This is a genomic window from Veillonella sp. VA142 (assembly GCF_003992135.1).
Lineage (GTDB): Bacteria > Bacillota > Negativicutes > Veillonellales > Veillonellaceae > F0422.
On record NZ_RQVN01000051.1, the window covers coordinates 1 to 1441 of the forward strand.

Annotated in this window: 1 protein-coding gene and 1 pseudogene; both read right to left on the reverse strand. The window is 36.6% G+C overall.

The window, feature by feature from the left end; all coding sequences use genetic code 11:
* Positions 1 to 324, reverse strand: a pseudogene (locus EO117_RS09035) (ISNCY family transposase); the annotation flags it as partial.
* 177 nt (positions 325 to 501) lie between these two features.
* Positions 502 to 1353: a helix-turn-helix domain-containing protein gene (locus EO117_RS09040; protein ID WP_126940113.1), complete on the reverse strand. Its 852-nt coding sequence runs from the start codon at positions 1351 to 1353 to the stop codon at positions 502 to 504.
* Positions 1354 to 1441 lie beyond the last annotated feature (88 nt).

Genomic DNA, 1441 nt, shown 5'->3' on the forward strand with positions numbered 1-1441 from the left:
TACATCGTGTTTCCAAGGATGACGCATATCAGGTATATATTGTCTTCTGGGTTTAGGGTTTTCCTCTACATAATCAAAGTTTTTAGAATATGCCGTATTATGAGGAATTTTCTCTAATACATATAAAACCTCTTTGCAAGAAGCATACATAGTGCCATCTAATGATTTAATCACCAACACCTTTTGTTTTGGCTTTGGCACAGCTAGTTCACCATTTGTTTTTAAGAATTTGTAATACTCATTTTGGTAGCTTATGCAGTGACCATTATCTACAGTTCTTTCACTTAATACGCTAAGTGCTAGATTAATATCTGCTAATTCCATTGGCCCTTCAAAGACAGATGTGGTATTATTAAAAGCGCGAGCGAACTTAGCGTTAAAGTATGGAATAAATTCTTTGGTGAGGAATTCATTAGCTGCGTCAATGTCAGTAATGCCCCTTCTTCTAAATTCGACTGGTAATCGAGATTGAAGTGTTTGGAATAGGCTCTCAACCTTTCCTTACTCTTGGGCAGAATGACCAGCAGCAACCTCTGTACCTAGCTGTTTGCAAGCATACGTAAATTGAGTCGGTGTATCGTTTTCTGTGGATCGTACACCGGCTCTTTTGTATTCAAAAACAGTACGACCATCTGTCTGGATGGTGACTGGAATCCCAAAGTTTGCTAGTGTATAGGCGAAACTATGGTAGTAACCTTTTAAAGTTTCTTGCGTATCCATATACAGTCCTGTTAGGGTTCCAGTAGAATCATCAATGGAAGCGTGTAGGGCAGTTTTCTCATAATTAGGTCCAAACCAAGGATGAATAGACGCATCCATATATAATAGCTCACCAGCATACTTAGAACGCTCTCTGCGAGGATGTGGACAGGTAGATTCTATGGGTTCTTCAATAAGTATATCGGGAATATCTGCAGATCCCTCCTTTTCCTGAAGCTTCAATTTTCTACGTAAGGCTTTCAAAGTACTACGTCGAGCTTTTGGTGAAGGTAGATCTTCTTTCTTAAAGATATTTTTAATAGTGCTTAAAGAGATATGAGCATACTGAGGGTATTCCTCTTGAAGAATTTCGTAAAAGTGTGTGAAATTAGTATCGTATAAAGATGAGTTATAAATTTCTATAATATGTTTTTTAATCTCATCAGGAATTGTAGTTACAGGCCTACGGCCTGTATTACCATGTACAAAGAAAGACTTTCCATGCTTTTTATAGCCTTTAATATAGCGATATACAGTTCTTTCAGATCTATTAAGTCTAGCCGTTAACCTCTTTACACTACCTCCGTTCTCTACATACTGCTTCACTAATGTATACGTATAATGATTTGTCATTGTTAAACTAACCTTTCTCATAGTACCTCCTATCTGTATATATAGATTGTACTATGCATTGACAAATTCATTTGTGTTTATACTATGACAATATCATATGTCGTTCATA